The sequence below is a fragment of the Macromonas nakdongensis genome, assembly GCF_002837145.1.
Taxonomy (GTDB): Bacteria; Pseudomonadota; Gammaproteobacteria; order Burkholderiales; family Burkholderiaceae_C; genus Macromonas_B; species Macromonas_B nakdongensis.
Genome location: NZ_NWMV01000041.1, coordinates 1 through 25557, shown reverse-complemented (window position 1 = coordinate 25557; position 25557 = coordinate 1). Strand labels below are relative to the sequence as shown.

Here is a 25557-nt window from a genome sequence, read left to right as displayed (position 1 = left end):
CTCTGGAATTTCTATGAGATCTAAGGTTGCCTTATCTGTTCTCGATCAAGCGATCATTTCCGCATTCAACTTCGCCCTGAACCTGTATCTGATCCGCCTTTGGTCGCCGGAGGACTTTGGCGTGTTCGCCGTTGTGTTGGCGGCAGCTCTGCTAGCAGTTATGCTGCAAAACGCACTGATCAACACCCCGCTGGCGGTGCACATGCCGGTGGTGGCTTCGGCGGAGGAGAAGGCACTACTGCGCCGCGTTTTCACTGCCAGCAATGCAGCGTTGACGCTGCTGCTGTTATGCGGAGCCACCGGTGGTCTGTGGCTGTGGCTGGATGCGTCACAGGCGGATCTAGCGGTGGCCGCAGGTCTGTACATTGCCTCGCAATTCCTGCGGGAGTACCACCGTGCCCTGCTGGCGGTGGATGGCGACCTTAAAGCTTTGCTGGCTGTGGATGTGGCCTACGTGCTGTTGTCAGTGCTCACGCTTGCGGTCTTCTGGTTCGGCGGATACCCTGCGTTGCAATCGGTGCCGGCTGTGCTGCTGGTCCTCAGCGGCTGGGGTCTGGTATCGGTGCTTGTGTACCTCTGGCCACGCGCCATGCCATCGTTGACGTCTTTGCTAGGTGAAATTCGGTCTGTGTTTGGGAGCCAGGCGCACGAGATTCGCTGGAGCTTGCTGGGTGTGATCACCACCGACATTCAGAACCGGGGGTACTTGTTCATAGCCGCTGCATATTTTGGGCCCACCACGGTGGCACACCTCCAGGCTGGGCGCATATTTTTTGGGCCATTGAACCTTTTGACCAGTGCATGGGCCAGGGTGGCACGGCCCCAGCTGGCTCGCGATTTCGGTAACGGCGACTTGCCTCGCTTTAAAACCATACTTGGCCATGCTATAGCTGCTTTCGTGGTTTTCAACGTTGTTTTCCTGATTGGCCTTTATTGGTTCTGGCCTTACCTTTCAGGCATTGTGTTCGGTGACAAATATCAGAGCATGGGTTATATCGTTGCAGGCTGGGGTCTGGCCAACTTCGTGTTTCAGGTCCGTTCTTGCCTAAGCGTTGGTGTTCAGTCTTTGCGTCGTTTCCGTGAGTTGACGGCAGGGACTATTTACGGCGCTGTGGTTTCGATGTTGATTGTTGTTTCGGCATCTGTGCTGGAATGGTCGTCATGGCTTATTGCGTCTGTGATAGTTGGGGAGTGCGTAGCAATTTCCGTAATTTTAGCTATTTTGAAATCTTACTTGAAATCAGGCGCCGCAAATGAAAGATCATAATTTCCTTGGTTGGGAGTGGCCTGGATTTATAAGACTTTCTCTAAATCTCTTATTTCTGGCTTTTATTTGTTTTGTGTCGAAAGTATGGGCCGCGCCAACGTGCGAGTCTCAGATGCGAGGCATTAATTTGGTGCCGCTGCCCTCCGGATGGTATAAGGGGGCGCCTGATTTGGTCTTTCCGATGCCAGATCATATTGCTTATTACCGAAGTGTCGGAATGAATGCAATTCGCCTACCTTTGGCATGGGAGGCTCTTCAGCCGGTGCTGTTTGGGGAGCTCAATCTTCGTTATTTGATACGTGTTTTTGATTTTCTTGATGCAGCTGAATTGCAGGGCATGAGAGTTTTAATCGACTTGCACAACTATGGCCGCTACCAAAAGAAGATTGTTGGTACCCCTGATGTACCAGCAGATGCCTTTGGAGATGTCTGGGCTCGTATAGCGAAGGTTATGAAGAACAAAAGAGCCGTTTACGCCTTTGGTTTGATGAATGAGCCACACGATACGCAAGGCTACTGGCATAAGGTGGCGCAAGCGGGGGTCGATGGTGTTCGCTCGGTCGATATGGATCGTTGGATTTATGTCGCCGGGGAAAGTTGGAGTAATTCTCAGAGGTGGCCAGTAGTTAATCCTGAAACGTTTGTTTCAGATATTGCTAAAAAGGTGGTCTATGAGGCTCATACCTATTTTGACGACGATTTCAGCGGCCGTTATCGCAACCCAGTGGGTAATGTTAATATGGCATTGCGGGCAGAGCAGCGATTGCAGCCGTTCTTGGATTGGCTGCGACGTACTGGTCAAAAGGGGGCGATCGGTGAGTTCGGCGTGCCTATGGATGATCCACGTTGGATAGAGGCGCAGGAACGATTCTTGGATTTGGCCGATGCTGCGTGTTTAGACTGGTTTGTTTGGGCAGGTGGTGGATGGCGTCCGACATATGAATTATCGATGGAGCCTATCGGTGGTAGGGATAGACCACAGATGACAAAAATTCGAGAGCGCTTGGCTAAGTAGATTGTGCGGGGCAATGCTCAGCGTTAGATTTTGTGTTGTCTTTGATGAAATAGACTTTGCATTTCACTCTACCTATTGAAGGCTTATAGTTCATGAATTACCCTTTTGCAACTTATCTCACTCCAATCATCCTCTGCGGCGGCTCCGGCACCCGCCTGTGGCCGCTGAGCCGCAAGAGCTACCCCAAGCAGTTTGTGCCACTGATTGGTAACAAAAGCCTGCTGCGCCTGACGGCCGAGCGGTTGGCGCTGGTGGGTGGTGCGTCCCTGTGCGTGGCCGCTGAAGACCACCGCTTTCTGGTGGCCGACGACCTGAAGGCCGCTGGCCTGCGCGGTGACTTGCTGCTGGAGCCCGCAGGCCGCAACACCGCTGCCGCCATGGCCCTGGCCGCTATCCACGCCAGTGCTAACGCGGCACAGGGCGCTGACCCACTGCTGCTGTTTTGCCCGGCCGACCACCACATTCCTGACGCTGCCGCCTTCGCTGCCATGGTGCAGCAGGGCGTGCCAGCAGCAGAAGCGGGCTCAATAGTCACCTTTGGCGTGCTGCCCAGCTTCCCCAGCACGGCTTATGGCTACATCGAGCAAGGCGCTGCCCGCACCGATGGCAGCCGCACCGTGGCCCGCTTCATTGAAAAGCCACAGGCCGCTGCCGCCCAAGCCCTGCTGCTGCAAGGCAACGTGCTGTGGAACGCCGGCATCTTCCTGGCCCGCGCCAGCGTGTTGCTGGCCGCACTGGGCACCCACGCGGCCGACATTCTGGCCAGCTGCCAGGCCGCCATGGCCGGCGCAGTCACCGAAACGCCGCCAGGCAACGGCTTGCACTTTGTGCGCCCGCAGAAAGAAGCCTTCCTGGCCTGCCGTTCGCAAAGCATTGACTACGCCGTCATGGAACACCATGCCGACGTGGCCGTGGTGCCCTTTGTGGGCCAATGGAGCGACGTGGGCAGCTGGAACGCCGTGGCCGACCTGACCCCTGCCGACGACCAAGGCAACCGCATTGCCGGCCAAGGCCATGCCTTGCAGGCCCGCAACACCTTCATCCACGCGCCCGATCGCACCGTGGTGGCCCTGGGCACGCAAGACCTGCTCATCATCGACACCCCCGACGCCCTGCTGGTGGCCAACCGCGATCATGCAGAGCAGGTGAAAGACGTGGTGGCCCACTTGGAACAAGCCCAACTGCCACAAGCCACGCTGCACCGCCGTGTGGCCCGGCCCTGGGGCTGGTACGACAGCATCGACCTGGGCGAACGCTTCCAGGTCAAGCGCATTGGCGTGAAACCCGGCGCCAGCCTGAGCCTGCAAATGCACCACCACCGCGCTGAGCACTGGATCGTGGTGCAAGGCACCGCCGAAGTGACCAACGGCGACAAGGTGTTCTTGCTTTCAGAAAACCAGAGCACCTACATCCCGATTGGTGCGGTGCACCGCCTGCACAACCCCGGCAAGCTGGAGCTGGAGATGATTGAAGTGCAGTCCGGCAGTTACCTGGGCGAAGACGACATTGTGCGGTTGGAAGACACGTACGGCCGAAGCTGAAATCAAGAGGGAGTCATCATGAAAATCGCCATTGCAGGCACAGGCTACGTAGGCCTGTCTAACGCGGTATTGCTGGCCCGCCATCACAAAGTGGTGGCGCTGGACATTTCGGCCGACAAGGTGGCCATGCTGCAAAACGGGCGCTCGCCCATTGTGGATGCCGACATTGAACATGCCCTGGCCCACGAGCCGCTGAACTTGGTGGCCACGCTGGACAAAGCGCTGGCCTACCAAGGCGCCGATGTGGTGATTGTGGCCACCCCCACCGACTACGACCCCGAAACCAACTACTTCAACACCCGTTCGGTGGAAGCGGTGGTGGCCGATGTGGTGGACCTGAACCCGCAGGCGCTGATCGTCATCAAGTCGACCGTGCCGGTGGGCTTTACCGCCAAGTTGAGTGGCTACCTGGGCACGCAGAACCTGGTGTTTTCGCCGGAGTTTTTGCGCGAGGGCAAGGCCCTGCACGACAACCTGTACCCCAGCCGCATTGTGGTGGGCGAACGCAGCGAACGCGCCCAGCGCTTTGCCGACACGCTGCGCCAGGCCAGCCACAAGCCCGATGCGCCCATTCTGCTGTGCGACAGCACCGAGGCCGAAGCCATCAAGCTGTTTGCCAACACCTACCTGGCCATGCGCGTGGCCTACTTCAACGAGCTGGACACCTACGCCGCCACCCATGGGCTGGACACGCGGCAGATCATTGAAGGCGTGGGCCTGGACCCGCGGATTGGCCGCCACTACAACAACCCCAGCTTTGGCTACGGCGGCTACTGCCTGCCCAAAGACACCAAGCAGCTGCTGGCCAACTACAAAGACGTGCCGCAGAACCTGATCAACGCGATTGTGGAAGCCAACACCACCCGCAAAGACTTTGTGGCCGCCGATGTGGTGCGCCGCAACCCGCGCGTGGTGGGCGTGTACCGGTTGATCATGAAGGCGGGCAGCGACAACTTCCGCGCCAGCAGCATTCAGGGCATCATGAAGCGCATCAAGGCCAAGGGCATTGAGATGATCGTGTACGAACCCGTGCTGGATGAGTCGGAGTTTTACCGCTCCCGCGTGGTGAACGATTTGGCCGCTTTCAAGCAAGAGGCAGACATCATCATTGCCAACCGCCTGACCGACGAACTGCAAGATGTTGTGGACAAGGTGTACACCCGCGACTTGTTTGGTGGGGATGCGTGATGCACAAGCACACCTTGTTGTAATATGACGTTGTCATATTCATGATGGGGTTTTGCCATGTCCATAACAGCCAAAGTGTTCATGAGTGGGCGCAGCCAGGCCATTCGGTTACCGGCGCGTTTGCAAATGCGGTCTAAAGAAGTGCGCATAGAGCAGGTAGGTTCTGCGCTGTGGGTGCAGCCTGTCACAGAGCCCGAAAACCTGGGCGCATGGTTGCAGGCCTTTTATGCCGCCACGCCACCGCTGCCAGATGATTTTTTGGGCGACCGGGATGATCTGCCTCCGCAAGAGCGGGACTGGGATTGAGAGAGGCCGCGCCTGTGATACGAACGCTGGACACGAATATTTGCAGCTACATCCTGCGGCGTCACCCCGCCAGCATGTTGGAGCGCTTTGCACGCCTACACCCTTCACAGGTATGGCTTTCGGCCATCGTGGCGGCGGAGTTGCGTTTTGGCGCCAGCAAGTTGGGCTCGCCCCGCTTCAGTGCTGCGGTAGAGGGTTGGTTGGCGGGTTTCACCATCAAGCCGTGGCCTGTGGAGGCCACGCACCATTACGCCCGTTTGCGCGCTGACTTGCAAAGGGCGGGCCAACCCATAGGTGGCATGGACATGCTGATTGCCGCCCATGCCCTGGCCGAAGACTGTGCCCTGGTCACGAACAACGCCCGGGAGTTTCACCGGGTGCCCGGATTGGCGGTAGAGGAGTGGGCAGATTGAACGACAGAGTGATTGAGAATGACAAGTAAAGGTTGTGTGTTGGTGACGGGTGGTGCGGGCTTCATCGGCTCGCACACGGCGGTGGCCCTGGCCCAGACCGGCGTGCCCTACGTGCTGCTGGACGACTTCAGCAACGCCCGCCCCGAGGTGCTGGAGCGCATGGCGCGCATCACCGGCGAGCGCCCGCGCTGTGTGGAGGCCAATGTGGCCGACTTGCCCACCGTGACGCGTGTGCTGGAGCAGTACGGCGTGACGGCCGTGATCCACTTTGCGGCCTTTAAGGCGGTGGGTGAATCAGTAGCGCAGCCATTGCGCTACTACCAGAACAACGTGGCGGGCACCTTGGTGCTGTTGCAGGCCATGCGCGCGGCGGGGGTGGGCACGGTGGTGTTTTCATCGTCGGCCACGGTGTACGGCAACCAGCCGGTGGTGCCTTACCGCGAGGATTTTCCGCTGTCAGCCACCAACCCCTATGGCTGGAGCAAGCTGATGACCGAGCAGGTGCTGGCCGATGCCGTGGCCAGCGAGCCCGATTTTTGGCGCGTGGCGCGCTTGCGCTACTTCAACCCGGTGGGCGCCCACGAAAGCGGCCTGATGGGCGAAGACCCACAGGGCGTGCCCAACAACCTGATGCCTTATGTGGCCCAGGTGGCCACCGGGCAGCGCCCCTACCTGAACGTGTGGGGCAACGACTACCCGACGCCCGACGGCACGGGTGTGCGCGATTACATCCACGTCATGGATTTGGCCGAAGGCCATATGGCCGCCTTGCGCCATTTGCAGCAGAACGCCGGCCTACTGACGGTGAACCTGGGCACGGGGCAGGGCGCTTCGGTGCTGGAGATGGTGCGCGCCTTCGAGCAGGCCAGTGGCCGCCCGGTGCCATACCAGGTGGGCCCCCGCCGCCCCGGCGATGTGGCACAGTATTGGGCCGATGCCACCTTGGCCGAACGCGTGCTGGGGTGGCGCGCCCGCCGCACTTTGCAGCAGATGTGCGCCGACGCCTGGCGCTGGCAGGCCCATTCGGCCGCACGCTGACCCGTTGGGGCTTGGCCGACAACCAAGGAGTAGCTGATAGAGGTGCAGTCGGGCAGCTACCTGGGCGAAGACGACATTGTGCGCTTTGAGGACCGCTACGGGCGCGTGCCCAGACCCTGAGCGGGCGGCGCACGGGCGTCAGCGCATGCCCGTGCGCAGGCTTTCTATCCTGGCCACGGCTTGGGCGCGGTTGACCACATCGAGCTTTTTGAAAATGCGCTGCACGTGGTTTTTCACCGTGAAGGCGCTGATGTCCAGGATGAGGCCAATTTCCTGGTTGGTCTTGCCCTTGCGGATCCACTCCATGATGTCCAGTTCCCGGCTGCTGAGGCCGGTGTCCGACGGGGTGGCGCTGGCCTGGGCACCGGCATTCAACTCCGCTGGGCGTGGTGGTTTGGGCACGAGGTATTGGTCGGGGAGGTGTGCCACTTGCCGGAAGGCCGTGTCGATGTAGGGCAGCAGGTAGCGCAGGGTTTCGCGCGACCGCTCGTCCCCGGTGGTGTGGGGGCCCATGAACAGGTACAGACAGTCGTGGCGACCGCGTTCGTCCTTGATGCCGTGCACCAAGGCCGCGCGCATGCCTTGCATGATGGCGGTGGCTTCCGAATCGCGCAGGGCGTTGAGTTTGAAGCCATGTTCCGACGTCATGGCGTACGGCGCGTGGCTGCAATGCATCCAGCGCTGAAACAGATCGACGAAAAAAGGCTGGATGGCCCGGTCGTCAAACGATTCGGTACGCAAGCCGGGCAGGGGCGAAACCACGTCGTAGCACACCAAGCCCAGGGAAAAATCCCCCCAGGCCGCAATTACCAGGTCGTGGGGAATGAAGTGCTGGATATCCGATTGTAGCCAGCTGAATAGTTGATAATGGCTGCGAATTTGCAGCGACTCTTTGATGATTTTCAGCGTTTTGACGATTTCGGAAAATGTCAAATCTGCAGGGTAAGACATGGATTTTTTGGATGAGCGCGTGACAGCACGGTCATGTTACCAAACGGCATGGTTGACCGGTCCATGGATTCCGCCAACTGAGGGGGTGACGATTGTCTGAACGGACGATTCCAAAAAACCTTAACGCATGGTTAAACTTGAACACATGAAAGCGACGCCTCCCGATTTGTTGCCCCCACAGTGCGAGTGTTTGGGGTCGGCGTTGGCTTTTGCGGACGACATCCATCAAATTTTGAGTCGCACCACCTTGTTGGAGGCTTTGGACGAAGCCGACACGCAATTGCTGTGCGCCCACATGACCTGTTTTTCGGCCCCGCGCGGTTGTGTGCTGATGCGCGAGGGGGACGACTCGTCTTTCATGCTCATCCTCATGACAGGTCGGGTCGAACTACAGATCAAGGACGAAGCTGGACAAATCCACCGGATGGTTTCTTTGGGGCCGGGGCGCACGATTGGGGAAATGTCCATGATTGACCAGACGCCACGCAGCAAGACCTGTGTGGCGCTGGAGCCGGTGGACGTGGCGGTGTTGACGCGGCAGGCGTTTCGCGACATTTTGCTGACGACCCCGCGCTTGGGCAACAAGCTGCTGTTGGCGGTGATGCATTCGTTGGCAGAGCGCTTGCACCGCGCCCAAGATGAGCTGGCGCACAAGCGGCCGGCGCTTGGCTTGCCTTGGAGTGCCACGCGTCCGGCGGATTTGTGACGCATGGTCTGAATGGACTAAGTGCCTGTTATTTAGCCCGTATGATGCCGCCCTAGGCCACCCTTCGGAGGGCGTGGCAATGGGAGCAAACGCAATGGCAAAAGGCATGATTCTGGCCGCGGGGCAAGGCACCCGCGTGCGACCACTCACCAAGGATTTGCCCAAACCGATGGTGCCGATTCTGGGCAAGCCGGTGATGGAGTACCTGATCGAGCACCTGGCGCGGCACGGCATCACCCAGATCATGGTGAACGTGGCCTACAACCACCGCAAGATCGAGGAGTACTTCCGCGATGGGCACCGCTGGGGTGTGGAGATTGGCTACTCTTATGAAGGGGTCTACGACCACGGCGACATCCTGCCCCGTCCCCTGGGCTCGGCCGGGGGCATGCGCCACATCCAGGACAACAGCGGCTTTTTCGATGAAACCACGCTGGTCATCTGTGGCGATGCACTGATCGACCTGGACATTGGCGCGGCCCTGCACGAGCACAAGCACAAGGGCGCCCTGGCCAGCGTGGTGACGCTGGACGTGCCGCGCGACCAGGTGAACAACTACGGCATTGTGGTGGCGGACAAAGACGGCAAGGTGCAGTCCTTTCAGGAAAAACCCAAGCCCGCCGAGGCCAAGTCCACCCTGGCCAGCACGGGTATTTACATCTTCGAGCCGGCGGTGCTCGACCTGGTGCCGCAGGACAAGGTGTTCGACATCGGCAGCGAGCTGTTTCCCATGCTGGTGGAGCAGGGCCTGCCGTTCTACGCCCAGGACCGTTTTTTCAACTGGATCGACATCGGTCGGGTGAGCGACTACTGGTCGGTGCTGCAGCGGGTACTGCGTGGCGAGGTGGCCGAAATGCGCATGCCGGGCACCGAGGTCAAGCCCGGGGTGTGGGTGGGACTGAACACCAAGGTCGACTGGAACACGGTGCACGTGCAGGGGCCGGTGTACCTGGGTTCCAGCGTCAAGCTGGAGCCGGGCTGCAGCATCATCGGACCGGCCTGGATCGGGCACGGCAGCCATGTGCGGGCCGGTTCCCGGGTGGAGCGCAGCGTGTTGTTCGAATACACCCGCATCGGTGCCGGCATGCTGTTCCAGGACATGATCGTCTCGCCCAGCTACTGCGTGGACCGACTGGGCAACGCCACTTACGTCGGTGACGACCGCTTCCCCTTGCGCTGGGGCGACGCCCGCGCCTGAGCGTTTGAAACCATTTCGCGGCTGGTTCGGTATGGTTGGAATGAACGACTTCATCGCCCCTGTTTTGGTCCAATCGTCCCAGCGCCACAGCGCCCCCACAGGGCGTGCCGCGGCCCCCACCCGGGTGATGGTGGTGGCACTGCCTCTGTCGGCCTGGGGCCTGGAACGTCTGCTGGCATCGGAGCCCCAGGGCTTGACCTGCGTGGGCTGCGTGTCCTCCGCCGCCGAGGGGGTGTTGCGGGCAGCCGAATGGCGCCCCGATGTGGTGGTGTACGACCTGGATGGCGAGGAGGACAGCGAAGCCCTGACCCATCTGCACGCCCAGACTTCTGCCAAATTGTTGGCCGTGACCAGTTCGGGCGACACGACGGTGTACGACAGCGCGGTGCTGGCCGGCGCACGCGGCGTGGTGGGCAAGCGCGAGGCCCCCGACGTGCTGCTCAAGGCGATTGCCAAGGTGCAGGCCGGTGAGGTCTGGATCGACCGCACCGCCACCGGCCGCATTTTTCTGGAACTGGCCCGCCAGAAGACCGGGCGCAACGACGATCCCGAGAAAGCCCGGCTGGGCTTGCTGACGGCGCGTGAACGGCAGATGGTGGCGGCGCTCGCGGCCGACGCCTCGGCCCCTGGCAAGGTGCTGGCGCAGCGCATGCGCATCAGCGAAAACACCTTGCGCAACCACCTGACCTCGGTTTACAGCAAGCTGGGCCTGGGCAACCGGGTCGAGTTGTACGCCTTCGCCCACCGCCACGGCCTGGCCGCCGAGGCCTGATCCTTCAGCCCCGGGCGCAGGGTGCGCCGGGGGTCTGGCACCATTCGCTCCAGCTGCCCGGGAACAGGGCCGTGTGGCCCAGGCCGGCAATTTCCATGGCCAGCACGTTGGGGGTGGCGGTGACGCCGCTGCCACAGTGGTGGACCACGCTGCTGGCGGGGCGACCGTTCAGCAAGGCTTCGAATTCGGCCCGCAGTTGGGCGGCGGGCTTGAAGCGGCCGTCGGGCAGGAAGTTGTCGGTGAAAGGGCGGTTCAAGGCCCCGGGGATGTGGCCCGCCACCGGGTCCAGCGGTTCCACCTCGCCGGTGAAGCGGGCCCGGGCCCGGGCGTCCACCACGGTTTGTTCGGGCTGGCCCAGCCGCTGCAGCAGGTGCTGGGCGCCGTGGGCCGTGACCGTGCTGGGCCGCAGCATGAACGTGCCGTGAGCCGGCGCCTTGATGGGCGTGCCGGTTTCGAGGGCGCCACCGGCCCCTTGCCAGGCGGGCAGGCCGCCGTCGAGCACGGCCACCGCGGTGTGGCCGCACCAGCGCAGCATCCACCAGAGTCGCACGCAGAAATGGCCGCCTTGCCGGTCGTACACCACCACTTGGCGGTCCAGGTCCAGGCCGCGTTCGCGCAGGCGGGTGGCGAAGCGTTCGCGGCTGGGCAGGGGATGGCGTCCGCCCGAGGCCGCGTCCGCCGCGCCGGTTTTGTCGCTCAGGTCACGGTCCAGGTGCATGTACACAGCGCCCGGCAGGTGGGCCTCGGCGTACAGGCGTTCGCCGGCGTCGGGGGCCGTCAGGTCGAAGCTGCAGTCGAACACCAGGGGCGGGCTGCCACTGGCGTGCAGGGCCATGAGCTGTTCGGCGCTGATGAGGGTGGTGTAGGGGGTGGTCATGCGTGTTCCTCGGCGGGCATCTGGGGCACGGCGCGTTCGCGCAGGAAGGTGGCGGCGATGCCGCTGGCCACGATGAGCGCCATGCCCAGCCAGCCGACCAGCGGCAATGCGTCGCCGAAGATCACCAGGCTGTACAGGCCCGCGAACGCGATGCCGGAGTATTGCAGATTGGCCACCACCAGGGTGGCGCCGCTGGCGTAAGCGCGCGTCATGCACAGCTGGCCCAGCACCGCCAGCAGGCCGATGGGTAGCAGCCACAGGGCCGTGGGCCAGGTCCAGGCGTGGGCGCCAACCACGGCCATGCCGAGCAGGCCAACGCCGGCCGCCCCCAGGGAGAAATAGAACACGGTGCGGCTTTCGGGTTCGCCGGCGCGCGACAAAGCCGCCACCTGCAGGTAGGCCAGGGCCGACACCAGGCCCGACATCAAACCCGAGAGTCCGCCCAGCACCTGGTCGGCCCCGAAGGTGGGGCGCAGCACCAGGGCCACCCCGGCAAAACCGGCCAGCACCGTGACAAACAGCGGCCCTTGCTGGCGCAAGGGCGCAGGCGCTTTCTGCAGCAACAGGCTGCCGCCCAGCAGGAAGGTGGCAATCCAGATGCTGCTCATGTAGTTCAGCGTCATGGACGTGGCCAGCGGCAGCAGGGCGATGGAATAGAACCACGTCAGCAGCGCGGTGACGCCGACCACGCTGCGCCAGAGGTGCATTCCCGGCACCTGGGTGCGCAGCGACACGCCGCGGGCCCGGGTGGCGAACACCAGAAAAAGCACGCCGATCAGGCCACGGTAGGCCACGATCTCGAAGGTGTTGAAGTGCACCGACGCGTACTTGATGCACACCCCCATGGTGGCAAACAGGAAGGCGCCCAGCACCATCCACAGGGACTGGAGCGGGCGGACTTGCGCGTGCCGTGGGCCGATGGCTTACCCCTGCAGGTGTTCGCCCAGCTTGGCGCGGTACCACTCGTGGAAGTGCTGCATGCCGTCTTCCATCGGGCTCTGGTAAGGGCCGACTTCGCTGGTGCCACGCTCGAACAGGGCCTTGCGGCCGGCGTCCATGCGCTCGGCGATTTCGTCGTCCTCGATGCAGGTTTCCATGTAGGCGGCGCGTTGCGCTGCCATGAATTCGGGCTCGAAGGCGGCGATCTCTTCGGGGTAGTAGAACTCGACCATGTTCATGGTCTTGTCCACGCCCAGGGGGTGCAGGGTGGACACGGTGAGCACGTGCGGGTACCACTCCACCATGATGTGGGGGTAGTAGGTCAGCCACACGGCGCCTTGCTCGGGCAGTTCGCCGTTGCGGTAGGCCATCAGCACGTCGTGCCACTTCTGGTAGGTGGGGCTGCCGCTTTGGCCCAGCAGGTTTTGCACGCCCACCGTCTGCACCGAGTATTCGGGCTTGAACTCCCACTTCAGGTCGTCGCAGGTCACGAAGTTGCCCAGCCCGGGGTGGAAGGGCACGACGTGGTAGTCCTCCAGATAGACCTCGATGAAGGTCTTCCAGTTGTAGTGGCAGGTGTGCAACTCCACGTGGCCCAATACCATGCCGTCAAAACTGAGGGTGGACGCGGGGCCCATGTGGGCCAGATCGGCTTCAATGTCGCGGCCGTTGTCTTCAAACAGCAGGCCGTTCCACTCGCGCAGCGGGTAGCGCTGCAGGTTCAGGCAGGGGTCTTGCGCGAAGTGGGGCGCGCCGATGAGTTCGCCCAACTGGCCCATGGCCGAGCCGCCGCTGTATGTCCAGCGGTGCAGCGGGCACACGATGTTGCCGGCGGCGTGGCCGGCCTTGGCCTCACCCAGGTTACCGCGCCCTTTGAGCATGACGGCCTGGCGGTGGCGGCAGACGTTGCTGACCAGTTCCACCCCGTTGGCGGTGCGCACCAGGGCGCGGCCTTCGCCCTCCTGGGGCAAGGCGTGGTAGTCGCCGACGTTGGGAACGGCGTTGGTGTGCCCCACATAGCGGGGCCCGCGCTGAAAGATGGTCTCCAGTTCGCGCTGGAACAGCGCCTCGTCGAAGTAACTGGAAACGGGCAATTGGCTTGCGGCCTGCTGCAATTGAAGACTCAAATCAGACATGACGGTCCTGACCTAAAGACTCCCCCTATGAAGGGGCAGGGAAGCGCTTTATGAGACGAGTGAACGAATCAGCGCGGGAAGGGTGAAACAACTCCCATTGAGTTGAAAAAGGAGCGGGATTGTACCCCGGGGGTGGTTTTCGGGGGCTGTGGGCCGGGCAGGGTGGCCCGGAAGCGCCTAAAATCGCAGGTTTTGTCAGTCCCGCCCCATGCCCAAGACGCCCACTTCCACGACCCCGGCCCTGCCCGCCAGCTACGAGGCCGCGGTGCAGGAACTCGAAGCCTTGGTGGCGCGCCTGGACGCGGGCCAGCTGCCGCTGGACGAGCTGTTGGGCCAGTACCAGCGCGGTGCCGCCCTGTTGGCGTTTTGCCGCGAACGGCTCGACGCCGTGGAGCAGCAGATCCAGGTGATGGACGGCGGCGAGTTGAAGAACTGGACGGCCGGGGCATGAGCGCGCCTGCCGCCTGGGATTTTGCCGCCTGGTCCCACCAGCAACTGGCCACGGTGGAGCGCGCCCTGGAGGCGTGGGTGCCTGGGGACGCACCCGCCGGATTGGGGGATGCCATGCGCTACGCCGTGCTGGACGGCGGGAAGCGCCTGCGCCCCTTGCTGACCATCGCGGCCGCCCAGGCCGTGGGCGGACACACCGAATCGGACGCCCCGCCTCTGGCCTTGCGCGGGGCCTGTGCGGTCGAATTGATCCACGCCTATTCCCTGGTGCACGACGACATGCCCTGCATGGACAACGACGTGCTGCGCCGGGGCAAGCCCACCGTGCACGTGCGCTACGGCGAAGCCCAGGCGCTGCTGGCCGGCGATGCCCTGCAGGCCCTGGCGTTCGAGCTGCTGCTGCCCGACGAAGCGGGCCTGGACGAAGCCCTCGCCGCCCGCCTGTGCCGGGTGCTGGCCCGTGCGTCCGGCCACGAAGGCATGGCCGGCGGCCAGGCCATCGACCTGGCTGGCGTGGGTCAGGTCTTGTCCCAGCCCCAACTGGAAGACATGCACCGCCGCAAGACCGGGGCCTTGCTGCTGGCCAGCGTGCGCCTGGGGGCCCTGGCCGCCGGCGCCAGTGCCGCGCAGACCGCCGCGCTCGACGCCTATGGCCGGGCCCTGGGCCTGGCCTTCCAGGTGGTGGACGACGTGCTCGACGTGACCGCCGATTCCGCGACCCTGGGCAAAACCGCGGGCAAGGACGCCGCCGCCGACAAGCCCACTTTCGTGGCCCTGCTCGGGCTGGCGGGGGCCCAGGCCTACGCCCAAGGCCTGTTGGAACAGGCCTTGCAGGCCCTGCACGGCGGTGGCCTGCCCGCGCCGCACGCCCTGGAGCACCTGGCCCACAGCGTGGTGCGCCGCACCCATTGACCCCGGCCCGAACCCGCACGAGGCACCCACCATGACCGGATTGCTCGACACCATCCACGCCCCGTCCGACCTGCGGCGCCTGCCGCGCACCGCCTTGCGTCCGCTGGCCGACGAGCTGCGCGAGTTCCTGCTGCACAGCGTGGCCAAGACCGGCGGGCACCTCAGCTCCAACCTGGGCACGGTGGAGCTGACGGTGGCGCTGCACTACGTGTTCGACACGCCGCACGACCGCGTCGTCTGGGACGTGGGCCACCAGACCTACCCGCACAAAATCCTGACCGGCCGGCGCGGTCGCATGCACACCCTGCGCCAGCTGGGCGGCGTCAGCGGCTTCCCGCTGCGCAGCGAGAGCGAGTACGACGCCTTCGGCACCGCGCACTCGTCCACCAGCATTTCGGCCGCCCTGGGCATGGCCCTGGCTTCCAAACAAAAGGGCGAGCACCGCCACGCCATCGCCGTGATCGGTGACGGTGCCATGACCGCCGGCATGGCCTTCGAGGCGCTGAACAACGCCGGCGTCAGCGACAGCCGCCTGCTCGTCATCCTCAACGACAACGACATGTCGATCAGCCCGCCGGTAGGGGCGCTCAACCGCTACCTGGCGCAGCTGATGAGTGGGCGTTTCTACTCGGCCGCCAAGCACGTGGGCAAGCAGGTGCTGAGCGTGGCGCCGCCGCTGTTCGAGCTGGCCAAGCGCCTGGAAGAACAGGCCAAGGGCATGGTGGTGCCGGCCACGCTGTTCGAGAAGTTTGGCTTCAACTACATCGGCCCGATCGACGGCCACGACCTCGACAGCCTGATTCCCACGTTGGAAAACATCCGCCAGCTCGACGGCCCGCAATTCCTGCACGTCGTCACCAAAAAAGGCCAGGGCTACAAGCTGGCCGAGGCCGACCCGATCGCCTACCACGGCCCCGGCAAGTTCGACCCGAGCGTGGGCCTGCAAAAGCCCGCCCAGGCGCCCAAGCCGACCTTCAGCCAGGTGTTTGGCCAGTGGCTGTGCGACATGGCCGCGCACGACCCGCGGCTGGTCGGTATCACCCCCGCCATGCGCGAGGGCTCGGGCATGGTGGAGTTCCACCAGAAATTCCCCGACCGTTACCACGACGTGGGCATTGCCGAGCAGCACGCCGTGACCTTCGCCGCCGGCCTGGCCTGCGAGGGCCTGAAGCCCGTGGTGGCCATTTATTCCACCTTCCTGCAGCGCGCCTACGACCAGTTGATCCACGACGTGGCCCTGCAGAACCTGCCGGTGGTGTTCGCGCTGGACCGCGCCGGCATCGTCGGTGCCGACGGCCCCACCCACGCCGGTGCCTACGACATCCCCTTCCTGCGTTGCGTGCCGAATGTGTCGATCGCCTGCCCGGCCGACGAGGCCGAGTGCTACGGCCTGCTGTCCACCGCACACGAACAGAACCACCCGGTGGCCGTGCGCTACCCCCGCGGCTCGGGGGCGGGCACGCCACTGCCTGCGACCCTGGCGGGCCTGCCTTTTGGCAAGGGTGAGGTGCGCCGCCGCGGTCGGGGTGTGGCCATCCTGGCTTTCGGCACGCTGTTGTACCCGGCCCTGCAAGCCGGCGAAACCCTGAACGCCACCGTGGCCAACATGCGCTGGGCCAAGCCGCTGGACCTGGACCTGCTGCACGAACTCGCCGGTTCGCACGAGGCTTTGGTCACCGTGGAAGAGGGCGCCTTGCCCGGGGGGGCGGGCGGTGCGGTGCTGGAAGCGCTGCAGACCCAGGGCCTGACCCTGCCGGTGCTGACGCTGGGCCTGCCCGACCGCTTCGTCGAGCACGGCGATCCGGTCAAACTCCTGTCCCTGCTGGGCTTGGACGCGGCGGGCATCGAGCGCAGCGTGCGCGAACGCTTCGCCGAGCTGCTGAAAACGGGCGCCAGTTTGAAAATCGTTGGCGCCGACGCCTGAGGATTGAAATCTTTTCGGTCGGTCGCCCCGGATCGCCGGGTAAACCCGGCAAACCCCACGCCTTCCATTCCTTACAATCGTCGTCGCCTGTCATCCTGACGACAAGTTGGTCGCGCAGGAATCGGACACCCCACCACCCAATTTTGGAGTCACCACCTATGGATCGCCGTTCATTGATTGCCGGTTCTGGCGCGATTGGCCTGGCCGGTTTGCTGGCCGCCTGTGGCAAAAAAGAAGAAGCCGCCGCCCCGGCCGCAGCACCCGCCGCCCCCGCGGTGGCCACCGGTGACACCGTTCGCTGGCGCATTGCTTCGAGCTTCCCCAAGGCGCTGGACACCATCTACGGCGGTGCCGAGGTGTTTGCCAAGGCCGTCAACGTCATGTCGGGTGGCAAGTTCCAGATCACCGTCCACCCGGGTGGCGAACTGGTGCCGCCGTTCGGCGTGGTCGATGCCGTCCAGCAAGGCACCGTGGAAGCCGCCCACACCTGTGCGTACTACCACATCGGCAAGGACGACACCTTTGCCATCGGCACGGCCATTCCCTTCGGCCTCAACAGCCGCCAGCTGTCGTCGTGGATGTACCACGGCAACGGCCTCAAGCTGTTCCGCGAGTTCTACGACCAGTACAACATCGTCAACTTCCCCTGCGGCAACTCCGGTGCCCAGATGGGCGGCTGGTTCCGCAAGGAAATCAAGGGCGTGAGCGACATCAACGGCCTGAAGATGCGCCTGGGCGGCTTCGCCGGCAAGGTGCTGTCGCGTCTGGGCGCCGTGCCCCAGGCCATTCCGGGCGGCGAGATTTACCAGGCCCTGGAGCGCGGCACCATCGACGCCTGCGAATGGGTCGGCCCCTACGACGACGAAAAACTGGGCTTCAACAAGGTGGCCCCGTTCTACTACTACCCCGGCTGGTGGGAGGGCGGCGCGCAGATCGACCTCTACATCAACAAAGAGGCGTACAACAAGCTGTCGGCCGAGAACAAGGCCATTGTCGAGGCCGCGGCCGCCATGGCCCACAGCGATATGCAGGCCAAGTACGACGCCCTGAACCCGCAGGCCCTCAAGCGCCTGGTGGCGGCGGGCACCAAGGTGTTGCCTTTCCCCAAGAGCACCATGGACGCCGCGTTCAAGGCCGCCAACGAGCTGTACACCGAGCTGAGCGACACCAACGCCAACTGGAAGAAGATCTACGGCGACTACACGGAATTCCGCCGCGATCAGAACCTGTGGTTCCGTTTCACCGAAGGGCTGTTCGACAACTACATGCAGAACACCCGCCTGTGAGGGCCGGCGGACCGACCGTCCGAGCCCAGCCCCGCCGCCGTGCGGGGTTTTTTGTTTGATCCCTGACCCGAGGCGCGGTGGCCACCCCACCAAGCCCGGGGGCGGCGGGCCAGAAGCCCGCTGCCGTCCACCACCCCATGCGGAGGACCCCGACCATGAATTTTCTGATGCGCATCGCCCGCGGCATTGACTGGATCAATGGCCTGGTGGGAAAACTGGCCATGTGGCTGGTGTTGGCGGCCACGCTGATCAGCGCCGGCAATGCGATTTCCCGCAAGGCCTTCAACCTCAGCTCCAACGCCTTCCTGGAAATCCAGTGGTACCTGTTTGCCGCGGTGTTCATGCTGGGCGGTGGCTATGCCTTCCTGCGCAACGCGCACGTGCGCATCGACGTGGTGTCCAGCCGCTTGTCGGACCGGGCGCGCAACTGGGTGGATGTGGTCGGCATCCTCGTGTTCCTGTTTCCCCTGTGCTACATGCTGGCCAGCATGGGCTGGCCGGTGTTCGAGCGCGCCTGGGTCAGCGGCGAAATGTCGTCCAGCGCCGGTGGCCTGATCCGCTGGCCGGTGTTTGCCTTGATCCCCGCTGGCTTTGCGCTGCTGGCCCTGCAAGGCGTGTCCGAGCTGATCAAGCGCCTGGACTTCCTGTTCTGCGGTGGCCCCGATCCGCTGAGCCACACGGGTCCCAGTGAAACCGAACAACTGGCCAAAGAGATTGCCGCGGCCGAACAGGCCGCCGCCGCAGGAGCCCAGAAATGACCGAACTCTTGACCGCCCAATTCGTGCCCTTCATGTTCGTGGGGTTGCTGGCTTTTCTGCTGATTGGCTTCCCGGTGGCGTTCTCGCTGGCGGCCACAGGCCTGTTCTTCGGCCTCATCGGCATGGAGCTGGGCCTGTTCCCGCAAACGCTGTTCAATGCCCTGCCGTTGCGGGTGTTCGGCATCATGCAGAACGACACCTTGCTGGCCATTCCCTTCTTCACGCTCATGGGCATCATCCTGGAGCGCAGCCGCATGGCCGAGGACCTGCTGGAAACCATCGGCCAGGTGTTCGGCCCGCTGCGCGGCGGCCTGGGCATCGCGGTGATTCTGGTGGGGGCGCTGCTGGCGGCCACCACCGGTGTGGTCGCCGCGGCCGTGATCTCCATGGGCCTGATTTCCCTGCCCATCATGCTGCGCTACGGCTACAACCGGGCCGTGGCCACCGGCACCATCACCGCCTCGGGCACGCTGGCGCAAGCCATTCCACCGTCGCTGGTGCTGATCGTGCTGGCCGACCAGCTCGGCCGTTCCGTGGGCGACATGTACGCCGCGGCCCTGCTGCCGGGCCTGATGCTGGTGGGCCTGTACCTGCTGTTCATCGTGGTGCTGGCGTTCGTCCGACCCGCCTGGGTGCCGGCCCTGCCGCCGGAGGCGCGCATCTACAACGAGGCCAATGGCAGCAGCGGCCACGCCTCCTTGTTCGTGCTGCTGGCCATTTCCCTGGGCATTGGCTATGGCTGGGCACAGGTGCACAGCGGGCTGATGCAGGCCTGGCTGGGCCGCACGGGCGAGGCCGCGGCGGACGAGGTCTTCATCGTCGCGGCCCTGGTGGCCGCGCTGGCCGCCCTGGTGCTGGCCTTGTTCAACAAGGCCCTGCGCCTGAACCTGGTGTCGCGCCTGGCGCAGCAGGTCACCTTCGTGCTGATCCCGCCGCTGGTGTTGATCTTTCTGGTGCTGGGCACCATCTTCCTGGGCGTGGCCACCCCGACCGAGGGCGGTGCCATGGGGGCGGTGGGGGCCTTGATCATGGCCCTGGCGCGCCGCCGCCTCAATCTGGGCCTGCTCACGCAGGCGCTGGAAAACACCACCAAGCTGTCGATCTTCGTGCTGTTCATCCTGATCGGCTCGACCGTGTTCAGCTTCACCTTCAACGCCGCCGACGGCCACATCTGGGTGGAGCACCTGTTCGACAAGCTGCCTGGCGGCCAGATCGGGTTCCTGATCGTGGTCAACCTGCTGGTGTTCGGCCTGGGCTGCTTCATCGATTTCTTTGAAATCGCCTTCATCGTCATCCCGCTGCTGGCGCCGGTGGCCGAGAAGCTCGACATCAACCTGATCTGGTTCGGCATCATCATCGCGATGAACCTGCAGACCTCCTTCCTGACGCCGCCCTTCGGTTTTGCCTTGTTCTACCTGCGCAGCGTGGCCGCCCGCAAGGACTACACCGACGAGGTGACCGGCCAGCGCATTCCGGCGGTGACCACCCAGCAGATCTACAAGGGGTCGGTGGCCTTCATCGTGCTCCAGCTCATCATGGTGGGTTTGCTGATGTGGCAACCCAGCCTGGTGACCGGGCAGCTCAAGCCAGCCAAGGCCGTGGACAATTCCGCGGTGACGGAGCAGTTGCAGAACATGCCGGGTCTGGGTGGCGGTTTCGGTGCCTCGCCCTGGGGTGAAGAGGCGGCCGATCCGGTGGCCCCGGACGCGCCCGCGCCGGCCGGCACCGACGGCACCCAGCCGCCGCCGATGGAGCAGACCATCGACCCGCTGAAGGCGCTGCAAGAGTCCCTGCGAAAACCTTGAGGCCACCCATGCAGATCGACGTGAAAATTCTGGACGAGCGGCTGCGTGCGCAGCCGCCGGCCTACGCCACTCCCGGCAGCGCCGGGCTGGACCTGCGGGCCTGCCTGGAGGCGCCGCTGACCCTGGCGCCCAACGCCTGGCAGCTGGTACCCACCGGCATGGCCATCCACCTGGCCGATCCGGGCTATGCCGCGCTCATCCTGCCGCGTTCCGGGCTGGGTCACAAGCACGGCATCGTGCTGGGCAACCTGGTGGGGCTGATCGACAGCGACTACCAGGGCCAGCTGATGGTCAGCGCCTGGAACCGCAGCGACGTGGCCTTCACCATCGAGCCGATGGAGCGGATCGCACAACTGGTCATCGTGCCCGTGGTGCAGGCGCAGTTCAACTGGGTGGAGGCGTTCGAGAGCACCACCGAGCGCGGCGTGGGGGGCTACGGCTCCACCGGCCGGTGCTGAAGCCGAGCCGGGCCCCGCACACAGGGCCCGGTGCGCGCTGGCCCGGCGCCCGTGCCGGGACACTCAATCGCCCGCGGGGCCGCCGAGTTTGAAGAAGCCGGTGCCCAGGGTGCCCTGGCCAATCTCTTCCAGGGTGGCCTCGCGCACCGCGTGCACCTTCAGCGCGATGCGCAGGGCAATGCCGGCCAGTGGGTGGTTGGCGTCCAGCACCACGTGCTCGGGGTAGATTTCGCTCACAAAGTAGAGCCGGTCGGCCGGGGCCGAGGCGGTGCAGCCCGGCGGCAGGCCTTCGAAAGCCATGCCTTCTTCCAGTTCGGCGGGGAAACAGGTGCGCGGCTCCAGGTAGAGCAACTGGTCGTCGAAGTCGCCGAAGGCGTGTTCCGGCTCCAGGTGCAGCTCCAGCGTGTCGCCCGCGCCACGGCCCTGCAGGGCCTCGTCGATCTGGTCCAGCAGGTCGTGGCCACCGACCAGGAACTCGGTGGGCTCGTCGAGTTCGTCCAGTGTTTCGCCCAGGGTGTCTTTCAGCGTCCAGGTCAGCGAGACGACGCATTGCGGGGTGATTTTCATCGGACAATTGTCCCATGACTTCCCCCCAAACCCGCCACCGCCCGGGCCCGACCGGGCTCCCTGCCGATGCCCCCTTGCCCTTGCTGGGTGGCCTGACCCCGCAACAGTTCATGCGGCGCCACTGGCAAAAGAAACCCCTGCTGATCCGCCAGGCCATCCCCGACTTCAAGCCCTTGCTGGACCGGGGCGAACTGTTTGCCCTGGCCGGTGGCGAAGGGGTCGAGTCGCGGGCGATCGTCCAGCGCCCCGACGGCAGCTGGACCCTGAACCACGGGCCGCTGGCGCGCAAGGCCTTGCCGCCCTTCAAGCAGCCGGCCTGGACCTTGCTGGTGCAGGGGGTGGACCTGCACGTGGACGCCGTCCACCGCCTGATGCAGGGTTTCCGTTTCGTGCCCGACGCCCGGCTGGACGACCTGATGATCTCCTGGGCCAGTGAAGGCGGTGGGGTGGGGCCGCATTTCGACAGTTACGACGTGTTCCTGCTGCAGGCCCAGGGCAAGCGCCGCTGGCGCATCGGCCGGCAGAAAGACCTGTCGCTGCAGGAGGACGTGCCGCTGAAAATCCTGCGCCATTTCGAGCCGGAAGAGGAATGGGTGCTGGAGCCGGGCGACATGCTCTACTTGCCGCCGAAATGGGCCCACGACGGCGTGGCGGTGGAGGGCGAGTGCATGACGTATTCCGTCGGCTTTCGGGCGCCCCAACGCGGTGGCCTGGCCGGCGAACTGGCCCTGCGCCTGGCCGACGAACACGAGGACGAGGCGCTCTACCGCGACCCGCAGCAGCCCGCCACCGAACAGCCCGCCGCGGTGCCCCCCGGTTTGCTGGACTTTGCCCGCGAAGGGCTGCAGCGCCTGCTGGCCGACGACCAAGCCCTGGGCTGTGTGCTGGGCGAGGTGCTGACCGAGCCCAAACCCAAGGTGTGGTTCGAAGAACCCGACACGGACTGGGCGCCCGGTGCCGTGCGCCTGGACCGGCGCACCCGCATGCTCTACGACGAGCGGCACATCTTCATCAACGGCGAGGCCTTCCGGGCCGGGGGCCGCGACGCGCGCCTGATGCGCGAACTGGCCGATGCGCGCGGCCTGAGTGCCCAAGCGGTGCACCAGGCGAGTGCGGAAGCGCAGGCCCTGCTGGCCGACTGGCACGACGCCGGCTGGTTGCACCCGGCGGAGCCCGACGGTGAGTGACACCCCGACCACCGCCTGGCCCGCAGAAGGGCGCCAGCACGGGCGCGAGGCCTTTCGCCAGGCGGTGCGCGCCACGGTCGCCCACGCGGCCACCCTGGGGGTGCCGCAGATGTTCTGGTGCGACCCCGACTTTGCCGACTGGCCCTTGACGGAGCCGGGCGTGGTCGCGTCCCTGCACACCTGGGCCCTGGGGGGAGGGCGTCTGCGCATGTTGGCCAGTGATTTCCGGGGCGTGCAGGCCCACTGCGCCCGTTTCGTCCACTGGCGCCGGCAATGGGACCACCGCTTCGAGGCCCGGTCCTGCGGCAAGGCCCGCGCCAGCGAATTGCCTTCGGTGCTGCTGGCGGGCGATCACGCCCTGCTGCGGCTGGATGCCCAGCAAGGCGTCTTCGTCGTCAGCACCGAGCGCGCCCGCCGCGCCCAGACCGAGCAAACCCTGGATTCCTGGTGGCAAGCCGCGGTGTCGGCCTTTCCCGCATCCACCTTGGGTTTGTGAGCCACGAGGTGTTGCTGCGCAGCAACGGAATCGCAACCGTTTGAAAAAAATTGGTTTCAGGGTTAACCCCTGCTGATTTGCGCTTTATGATGCGCTCCGAGCTGGTGCATGTCTAGGTCACTGTGGTGCATTGGTTCCGCTGCATACGTCCATCGGGCTGGCGTATGCGGTGCAAGCACACGGTCCCGGGTCCAATTACTGCGAATCAAAATGAACAAGTCTCTCGTTATCGCCGCTCTGATGGCTGCTGCTGTTCTGGCCGCTTGTGGCAAAAAAGAAGAAGCCGCTGCGCCTGCTGCTGCTCCCGCCGCTGAAGCCGCTGCTCCTGCTGCCGCTCCCGCCGCTGCTCCGGCCGACGCCGCTGCCGCTCCGGCCGCTGCTCCCGCTGCCGACGCTGCTGCTCCGGCCGCCGCTCCCGCTGCTCCTGCCGAAGAAAAGAAGCAGTAATTCTGCCGAGGCACTCGCCTCCCAAAACCGCCCCGCTCGCGCCGGGCGGTTTTTTTGTGCCCGGGCCCGCCTGGGCACCGGGCAGTGCCCGAGCGTCCCGCTCGGGTGTCAGCCTCAGTTCAGCTTTTTAACCAGCACGCGGCTACGGCGGTCCCAGTTGTATTTGCGCTTGCGCGCTTCGGGCAGCCAGTCCGGGTCAACCGGCTGGAAGCCGCGTTTGATGAACCAGTGCATGGTGCGCGTGGTGAGCACGAAAATGCTTTCCAGCCCCATGTAGCGGGCCCGTTGCTCGATGCGTTTGAGGATCTTTTCGCCATCGCCCTGGCCCTGCGCCTGGGGCGAGACGGTGACCGCCGCCATTTCGCCGGTTTTCGCCTCCGGGTAGGGGTAGAGCGCCGCGCAGGCGAAGATCACGCCGTCGTGCTCGACGATGGTGTAGTTGGCGACGTCGCGTTCGATCTCGGTGCGGCTGCGCTTGACCAAGGTGCCGTCTTTCTCGAACGGCTCGATCAGTTGCAGGATGCCGCCGACGTCGTCGGGGGTGGCTTCGCGCAGGCTTTCGAGCTTTTCGTCCACCACCATGGTGCCGATGCCGTCGTGCACGTACACCTCCAGCAGCAGGGCGCCATCGACCGCGAAGGGGATGATGTGGCTGCGCTCCACCCCGGCCTTGCAGGCCTTGACGCAGTGCTGCAGGTAGAAACCGGTGTCGGTGGGCAGGTGGCTGGGGGGCAGGCCGGCGAGGATCTTTTCGGCCTGGGCCAGCGGCAGTTCGGTGTCGATGGGGTTGTCTTCGCCCTCGGGTTCGTGCGGCTGGGTGCGGATGCCGGGCACCTCGGTCACGAACACCAGCTTGTCGGCCTGCAGGGCGATGGCGACGCTGGTGGCCACCTCTTCCATGCCCAGGTTGAAGGCCTCGCCGGTGGGCGAAAAACCGAAGGGCGAGAGCAGCACCAGGGCACCCATGTCGAGGGCGCGCATCATGCCGGCCACGTCGACTTTGCGCACCAGGCCGGAGTGTTGGTAGTCGATGCCGTCGACGATGCCGACCGGCCGCGCGGTGATGAAGTTGCCCGATATGACGCGCACCGTCGCGCCGGCCATGGGGGTGTTGGGCAGGCCCTGGCTGAAGGCGGCCTCGATCTCGTAGCGCAGCTGGCCGGCGGCCTCCTGGGCGCAGTCCAGCGCCACGCCATCGGTGATGCGGGTGCCCAGGTGGTAGCGCGCTTCGTGTCCCTTGGCGCGCAGCTGCTCGTTCACCTGGGGACGGAAGCCGTGCACCAGCACCACGCGCACGCCCATGCTCTGGATCAAGGCCAGGTCTTGCGCCAGGTTGGGCAGCTTGCCGGCGGCAATGGCCTCGCCCGGGATGCCGACGACGAAGGTCTGGTTGCGGAATTTGTGGATGTAGGGCGCGACCGAGCGGAACCAGGGCACGAAGGTGAAGTTGAAAACCGTGGACATGTTCGGTGGGGGAAATCGTGTGGCCACGGTGTGGCCCGGACCCCTAGGATAATCGCAAGCTCCGCCGTTTTCGGTTTCGACCCCCGCTGCACTTTGACCGCTCCCGCTTTGAAGATCGAATTCCCCGAGTCTTTGCCCGTTTCTGGCCGGCGCCATGAGATCGAGGCCGCGCTGCGTGAGCACCAGGTCGTCATCGTCTGCGGTGAAACGGGGTCGGGCAAGACCACCCAGTTGCCCAAGATTGCGCTGGCCATGGGGCGGGGCGGGCAGGCGCAGCGCCAGGCCTTGGGCGCGGGCGCTGTGGCCGGGGCTGCGGCGGCCCAGGCCCAGGCCGAGGGCGGTGCGCGGGGGGCGCGCGGTGGACGCAGCGGCGGGCGGCCCGCACGCCCCCAGCTGATCGGCCCCACCCCGCCTCGCCGCATCGCCGCCCGTTCGGTGGCCACGCGCATCGCCGAG

General features: G+C 64.7%; 26 protein-coding genes and 1 pseudogene. 21 read left to right on the top strand and 6 right to left on the bottom strand.

The genetic code is table 11. The features are described from left to right. The first annotated feature begins 13 nt into the window (after nucleotides 1–13). The 8 genes and pseudogenes from CON77_RS06820 to CON77_RS06785 form a co-directional block, all read left to right on the top strand. Entirely contained in the window at nucleotides 14–1267 is a 1254-nt protein-coding gene (locus CON77_RS06820; RefSeq protein ID WP_101048416.1) for a lipopolysaccharide biosynthesis protein, read from the top strand. Continuing rightward, on the top strand, nucleotides 1254–2282 hold the full coding sequence (locus tag CON77_RS06815; RefSeq protein WP_101048414.1) for a glycoside hydrolase family 5 protein: 1029 nt from the start codon (nucleotides 1254–1256) through the stop codon (nucleotides 2280–2282). Before CON77_RS06820 ends, CON77_RS06815 begins: the two co-directional genes overlap by 14 nt. 92 nt (nucleotides 2283–2374) lie before the next feature. Further along, nucleotides 2375–3823, top strand: coding sequence for a mannose-1-phosphate guanylyltransferase/mannose-6-phosphate isomerase (locus CON77_RS06810; protein WP_101048412.1), 1449 nt, complete (start codon nucleotides 2375–2377; stop codon nucleotides 3821–3823). 18 nt (nucleotides 3824–3841) lie between these two features. Next, complete coding sequence (locus CON77_RS06805; protein WP_101048410.1) at nucleotides 3842–5011, top strand: nucleotide sugar dehydrogenase; 1170 nt, start codon at nucleotides 3842–3844, stop codon at nucleotides 5009–5011. 57 nt (nucleotides 5012–5068) lie between these two features. Beyond that, nucleotides 5069–5317, top strand: a complete 249-nt coding sequence (locus tag CON77_RS06800) for an antitoxin (RefSeq protein ID WP_198552286.1) — start codon at nucleotides 5069–5071, stop codon at nucleotides 5315–5317. Nucleotides 5318–5331: 14 nt separating this feature from the next. Continuing rightward, nucleotides 5332–5730, top strand: a complete 399-nt coding sequence (locus CON77_RS06795) for a PIN domain-containing protein (protein WP_101048408.1) — start codon at nucleotides 5332–5334, stop codon at nucleotides 5728–5730. A gap of 18 nt (nucleotides 5731–5748) precedes the next feature. Then, nucleotides 5749–6768, top strand: coding sequence for a UDP-glucose 4-epimerase GalE (gene galE, locus CON77_RS06790; RefSeq protein WP_101048407.1), 1020 nt, complete (start codon nucleotides 5749–5751; stop codon nucleotides 6766–6768). 33 nt (nucleotides 6769–6801) lie between these two features. Beyond that, nucleotides 6802–6888, top strand: a pseudogene (locus CON77_RS06785) (hypothetical protein); the annotation flags it as partial. An 18-nt stretch (nucleotides 6889–6906) separates the two neighbouring features. Here the strand turns inward: CON77_RS06785 and epsA are convergent. Continuing rightward, nucleotides 6907–7719 (bottom strand): XrtB/PEP-CTERM-associated transcriptional regulator EpsA, encoded by an 813-nt coding sequence (epsA, locus tag CON77_RS06780; protein WP_101048405.1) that lies wholly within the window; start codon nucleotides 7717–7719, stop codon nucleotides 6907–6909. Nucleotides 7720–7864: 145 nt separating this feature from the next. Between epsA and CON77_RS06775 the strand changes: the two genes are divergently transcribed. From CON77_RS06775 to CON77_RS06765, 3 genes are all read left to right on the top strand, one after another. After that, on the top strand, nucleotides 7865–8425 hold the full coding sequence (locus tag CON77_RS06775) for a cyclic nucleotide-binding domain-containing protein (protein ID WP_198552285.1): 561 nt from the start codon (nucleotides 7865–7867) through the stop codon (nucleotides 8423–8425). A 94-nt stretch (nucleotides 8426–8519) separates the two neighbouring features. Then, nucleotides 8520–9623, top strand: a complete 1104-nt coding sequence (locus CON77_RS06770; protein WP_101048402.1) for a nucleotidyltransferase family protein — start codon at nucleotides 8520–8522, stop codon at nucleotides 9621–9623. Nucleotides 9624–9663: 40 nt separating this feature from the next. After that, nucleotides 9664–10395: a LuxR C-terminal-related transcriptional regulator gene (locus CON77_RS06765; protein WP_101048400.1), complete on the top strand. Its 732-nt coding sequence runs from the start codon at nucleotides 9664–9666 to the stop codon at nucleotides 10393–10395. Nucleotides 10396–10399: 4 nt separating this feature from the next. Here CON77_RS06765 and CON77_RS06760 read toward each other — a convergent pair whose 3' ends face one another. From CON77_RS06760 to CON77_RS06750, 3 genes are read right to left on the bottom strand one after another with little or no spacing between them, the layout of a single operon-like run. Next, on the bottom strand, nucleotides 10400–11272 hold the full coding sequence (locus tag CON77_RS06760) for a sulfurtransferase (RefSeq protein WP_101048398.1): 873 nt from the start codon (nucleotides 11270–11272) through the stop codon (nucleotides 10400–10402). Further along, on the bottom strand, nucleotides 11269–12147 hold the full coding sequence (locus CON77_RS06755; RefSeq protein WP_101048396.1) for a DMT family transporter: 879 nt from the start codon (nucleotides 12145–12147) through the stop codon (nucleotides 11269–11271). The genes CON77_RS06760 and CON77_RS06755 overlap by 4 nt, the downstream gene beginning before the upstream one ends. A 48-nt stretch (nucleotides 12148–12195) precedes the next feature. Beyond that, the gene (locus tag CON77_RS06750) at nucleotides 12196–13347 is read right to left on the bottom strand and encodes an aromatic ring-hydroxylating oxygenase subunit alpha (RefSeq protein ID WP_101048394.1); all 1152 of its coding nucleotides are present in this window, start codon (nucleotides 13345–13347) and stop codon (nucleotides 12196–12198) included. 208 nt (nucleotides 13348–13555) lie between these two features. Here CON77_RS06750 and xseB point away from each other — a divergent pair, with 208 nt between their 5' ends. The 7 genes from xseB to dut all read left to right on the top strand — a co-directional run bounded on the left by xseB (nucleotide 13556) and on the right by dut (nucleotide 20940). Then, nucleotides 13556–13798 (top strand): exodeoxyribonuclease VII small subunit, encoded by a 243-nt coding sequence (xseB, locus tag CON77_RS06745; RefSeq protein ID WP_101048393.1) that lies wholly within the window; start codon nucleotides 13556–13558, stop codon nucleotides 13796–13798. After that, nucleotides 13795–14709, top strand: a complete 915-nt coding sequence (locus tag CON77_RS06740) for a polyprenyl synthetase family protein (RefSeq protein WP_101048391.1) — start codon at nucleotides 13795–13797, stop codon at nucleotides 14707–14709. The genes xseB and CON77_RS06740 overlap by 4 nt, the downstream gene beginning before the upstream one ends. A 31-nt stretch (nucleotides 14710–14740) precedes the next feature. Beyond that, on the top strand, nucleotides 14741–16633 hold the full coding sequence (gene dxs / locus CON77_RS06735; protein WP_101048389.1) for a 1-deoxy-D-xylulose-5-phosphate synthase: 1893 nt from the start codon (nucleotides 14741–14743) through the stop codon (nucleotides 16631–16633). A 158-nt stretch (nucleotides 16634–16791) separates the two neighbouring features. After that, nucleotides 16792–17919 carry a TRAP transporter substrate-binding protein gene (locus tag CON77_RS06730; protein ID WP_101048387.1) on the top strand — a complete coding sequence of 376 codons (1128 nt, stop codon included), beginning with the start codon at nucleotides 16792–16794 and terminating at the stop codon, nucleotides 17917–17919. A gap of 155 nt (nucleotides 17920–18074) precedes the next feature. Beyond that, a complete protein-coding gene (locus CON77_RS06725; protein ID WP_101048385.1) occupies nucleotides 18075–18677 on the top strand; it encodes a TRAP transporter small permease subunit in 603 nt (200 codons plus the stop codon). After that, a complete protein-coding gene (locus tag CON77_RS06720) occupies nucleotides 18674–20482 on the top strand; it encodes a TRAP transporter large permease (RefSeq protein ID WP_101048383.1) in 1809 nt (602 codons plus the stop codon). Before CON77_RS06725 ends, CON77_RS06720 begins: the two co-directional genes overlap by 4 nt. An 8-nt stretch (nucleotides 20483–20490) precedes the next feature. Then, nucleotides 20491–20940, top strand: a complete 450-nt coding sequence (gene dut / locus CON77_RS06715) for a dUTP diphosphatase (protein ID WP_101048381.1) — start codon at nucleotides 20491–20493, stop codon at nucleotides 20938–20940. Between the two features lie 63 nt (nucleotides 20941–21003). On the opposite strand, the gene CON77_RS06710 is transcribed toward dut, so the two are convergent. Next, complete coding sequence (locus CON77_RS06710) at nucleotides 21004–21507, bottom strand: FKBP-type peptidyl-prolyl cis-trans isomerase (protein ID WP_101048379.1); 504 nt, start codon at nucleotides 21505–21507, stop codon at nucleotides 21004–21006. A gap of 14 nt (nucleotides 21508–21521) precedes the next feature. Between CON77_RS06710 and CON77_RS06705 the strand changes: the two genes are divergently transcribed. Both CON77_RS06705 and CON77_RS06700 read left to right on the top strand, forming a co-directional pair. Continuing rightward, nucleotides 21522–22694, top strand: a complete 1173-nt coding sequence (locus CON77_RS06705; protein ID WP_101048377.1) for a JmjC domain-containing protein — start codon at nucleotides 21522–21524, stop codon at nucleotides 22692–22694. Next, complete coding sequence (locus CON77_RS06700) at nucleotides 22687–23190, top strand: hypothetical protein (protein WP_101048376.1); 504 nt, start codon at nucleotides 22687–22689, stop codon at nucleotides 23188–23190. The genes CON77_RS06705 and CON77_RS06700 overlap by 8 nt, the downstream gene beginning before the upstream one ends. Before the next feature lie 561 nt (nucleotides 23191–23751). Here CON77_RS06700 and argA read toward each other — a convergent pair. Next, the gene (gene argA / locus CON77_RS06690; RefSeq protein WP_101048372.1) at nucleotides 23752–25101 is read right to left on the bottom strand and encodes an amino-acid N-acetyltransferase; all 1350 of its coding nucleotides are present in this window, start codon (nucleotides 25099–25101) and stop codon (nucleotides 23752–23754) included. A 93-nt stretch (nucleotides 25102–25194) separates the two neighbouring features. Between argA and CON77_RS06685 the strand changes: the two genes are divergently transcribed. Then, nucleotides 25195–25557 (top strand): hypothetical protein (locus CON77_RS06685; protein WP_157826860.1); only part of this gene is annotated, 363 nt, incomplete at its 3' end.